This is a genomic window from Altibacter sp. HG106, from assembly GCF_028561755.1.
GTDB lineage: Bacteria > Bacteroidota > Bacteroidia > Flavobacteriales > Flavobacteriaceae > DFVG01.
The window spans coordinates 1-3,201 of record NZ_JAQQTD010000020.1 but is presented as its reverse complement, the minus strand read 5'-3'; the positions used below and the strand labels follow the sequence as shown (position 1 = coordinate 3,201).

Genomic DNA, 3,201 nt, shown 5'->3' with positions numbered 1-3,201 from the left:
CTAGAAGGATCTTTGAGAACTTTTAACTAAATTGTACCCAGAAGGTCCCCCAACTTCTGTTATACATCACCGTTGTGGTGCATTTAAAACAAACATCGTGCTGACATTAGAAATCGTGCAAAATGAAAGAATTCTTCGAAGACATATTTGAATATCATAATCATTTTAATCAAAAACTGATTGAGCAACTTGCTGAAAACGAAAACGCAATAACAAAACGTACAATTCCGCTTTTATCACATTCAATCAACGCACAACAGATATGGAATGCAAGAATAACCAATGACCAAACACTCGGCGTTCACGAAAATCATACCTTAAAGCAATGCAAGCGAATAGATAATGAGAATTATAACCGAACTCTGAATATAATAGCTGAACGTGAATTGAATGAAATAATAATTTACGCCAATTCCAAAGGAACTGAATTCAGAAACTCGATACAGCAGATATTGTTTCATATCGCCAATCATTTTAGCCATCATAAAGGCCAAATAATTTCGGACTTGAGACAAAGCGGAATTAATCCAATCGTTACTGATTACATTTTTTACAAACGCTGAATTGAACAACAAACGGAAATACTGAATGAATAAAAAACGCACCACAACAACGTGTATAGCTCATTGCTGGTCAGTTGCTTAATCCAAAGTTAAAGCATATTTGGAAAGTCGCCAAATTTTTAAATTTGACGATTTCCAAGAAGAAGATAAATAGTAAAATTTAAAAATCTGGCTTGTGGCTCAACCGAAAAATAATCGCTAATTTGCACGCAACGAGCCATACACAAAACCGTTGTACACCATTTGAGAAAACAATGAAAAAAGCATATTTCAATCTAACTTTTCTGATTCTAATTATCGTTCTGCTTTCATTATTTGTATATAGCGGAATAGAAATTATTGACAGTAAAACAGAAACTATGGAGTGGAAAGGCGGACGATTCATTATGACCGATTTGACTAAAGTAATAGGAGTTTTATTAATTCTGACCTTGCCAACTTACGTTTACATAAAGAAAAAATTTTACTCAACAAGCGAAAAGATATGAGTTGGCACATTGTGCTTTTTAATTCAAGACAGAAAATAGAATCAGTTGCAGAATTGGACGAAAATCAACTCGAACCGACTGATTTTACAGGAATATTGGAAAACTCATTTGACCGAGTTAAAAAAGATGATAATCATAGAGAAATAATCGGAACTGATTTTACAATTGATTTTTATACTCATAGCGAGCCTGTGAGTAATACAATGTTAAATTTATACGGAGAAAACGGACTTTATGCTTTAATCGAATTAGCTAAAAAGCATAATTGGCAGATTTACGACTCTGGAATTGGAGAAATGATTGACTTGGAAAATCCCGAAAAGAACGGATTTGACAATCATAGAAAATATGTTGAACAGATATTAAAAAATAAATAAAAACGGTGTACAACAATGGCTATAAGTAATTGCTTGTTCTCGCCTACTTCTGAAAATCCTCACGGATTTTCAGCTTGGTGTGTACTTGCAAAGTTAAGTGCTAACCCACGCAACTACTCATAGCCGAGACCGTTGTGCAACATATCCAAAACAAATCTGAAAACCATTTGAATTGAATAAAATAAAAATCTTTATAATAGTATTTATTTTCGGAATTGTTGGTTGCGGAAAAATGAATTCGGACGGAACTGAAAAACGGATTGCGGAAAGAATAGCAAAACACGTAATTGAAAAAGACTCTCTGAAAAATTACACATATTCGGGAAACGTCTTTTTACATATTAAATCGGAGAGATTAAATTATAAAAATTACAAAACGCTCATTTCATTAAATGGATTAAAATCAAAGTCAACTGAATTTCGTACTGAAAGAATTAATATCGATGGATTCGAAATTATTATTTACTATGACAAATCAAAATCGGAATATAATTTACCTGAACCTTTTTTTGTTCCCGATTCTAAAGGTTGGAGCTTTTTAGCGGAATTAATTGAGGACGAAATAGTATTAAGTAAATTGAAATTGGAAATATCGATTGTTAAAAACGAAACTGAAGAATTAGATGAGATTGACTTTTAAAAAAATACGTTGCACAACAATGGCTATCATGCATCGGGTCATTTTCTTAACCGAAAACACTATCTTTAAATCAAACTAAAAAGGTCATCGGAATATCTTGAACATATTCGGCGGCTCTCAAAGCGCTGCTGAATCGCACGCAGCTAACGCTGCTTCCCACAAACGCTCCGCGTTTTGGTTCTGCCATTCAGCCGCCTAAGCTCCCGCCGTATGATAGCCCGGACCGTTATGTGCAAGCGGAGAACCAACCATGTCAAGAACAAGAAGAAGTAAATTTAAAGGAAGTAAATATTGGGTTTTTGTAAACTCACGAACAATGTATGACTTCAAGTTTGACCCAATTAAGGCATACTTGGAAAGCACTCAAGAAATGATTCTTCAACAAGAAAAGAAACTCTCAGAAAAATATGATAAATGGCATAAAGAACACGGAAAAAATCCCGAAATGCCAGATGCGTATGATATCTATGAAATGGAAATACTAAACAGCTCTGAATTTCCAAATATTTTAAATCAATCCGTTTATTTGACCATATACTCAACATTCGAAAATGAATTTTTTAAGATGTGTGAATGGTGCCGAAAAATTGAAAACTTAAGAATCGGAGCAAAAGATATTAAAGAGCAGAACTATATTGGACAATGTAGAAAGTACATAATTAAAGTTCTGAATGTAAATTTGGACAGTTTAAATGAAAAATGGGCTGAAATTAGAAAATATCAATTAATTAGAAATTCAATTGCTCATAACAATGGAATTTTAAAATCCCCAAAAGAAGATATATTGAGGTTTATTGAAAACTCAAATGGAATTTCTTTCGACATAGAAAAATCAAAAGTCAAAATGGAATCAATCGAATTTTTGACAACAATGATTGATAAGCTAACCGATTTCCTGTCCGAAACGGCTGAAAAAATAATGAATGAAAAGAATAACGCCAGCACATAACAACGGCTATCATGCATCGGGTCATTTTCTTAGCCGAAAACACTATCTTTAAATCAAACAAAAAGGTCATCGGAATATCTTGAACATATTCGGCGGCTCCCAAAGCACTGCTGAATCGCACGCGGTTAACACCGCTTCCCACAAACGCTCCGCGTTTTGGTTCTGCCATTCAGCCGCCTAAGCT

At 34.0% G+C, this 3,201-nt stretch carries 4 protein-coding genes; all 4 read left to right on the top strand.

Annotated features, from left to right (window positions below; translation table 11 throughout):
* Positions 1–122 precede the first annotated feature (122 nt).
* Positions 123–563 carry a DinB family protein gene (locus tag PO830_RS14735; protein ID WP_272854339.1) on the top strand — a complete coding sequence of 147 codons (441 nt, stop codon included), beginning with the start codon at positions 123–125 and terminating at the stop codon, positions 561–563.
* A 484-nt stretch (positions 564–1,047) separates the two neighbouring features.
* Positions 1,048–1,428, top strand: a complete 381-nt coding sequence (locus PO830_RS14730; protein ID WP_272854338.1) for a hypothetical protein — start codon at positions 1,048–1,050, stop codon at positions 1,426–1,428.
* A 172-nt stretch (positions 1,429–1,600) separates the two neighbouring features.
* Positions 1,601–2,068, top strand: coding sequence for a hypothetical protein (locus PO830_RS14725; protein ID WP_272854337.1), 468 nt, complete (start codon positions 1,601–1,603; stop codon positions 2,066–2,068).
* A gap of 250 nt (positions 2,069–2,318) precedes the next feature.
* Complete coding sequence (locus PO830_RS14720) at positions 2,319–3,017, top strand: hypothetical protein (protein WP_272854336.1); 699 nt, start codon at positions 2,319–2,321, stop codon at positions 3,015–3,017.
* The last annotated feature ends 184 nt before the right edge of the window (positions 3,018–3,201 follow it).

Bases quoted from the DNA above. Each gene is read 5' to 3' on its own strand.
- PO830_RS14735 (WP_272854339.1), top strand. From the start codon at position 123: ATGAAAGAATTCTTCGAAGACATATTTGAATATCATAATCATTTTAAT.
- PO830_RS14730 (WP_272854338.1), top strand. From the start codon at position 1,048: ATGAGTTGGCACATTGTGCTTTTTAATTCAAGACAGAAAATAGAATCA.
- PO830_RS14720 (WP_272854336.1), top strand. From the start codon at position 2,319: ATGTCAAGAACAAGAAGAAGTAAATTTAAAGGAAGTAAATATTGGGTT.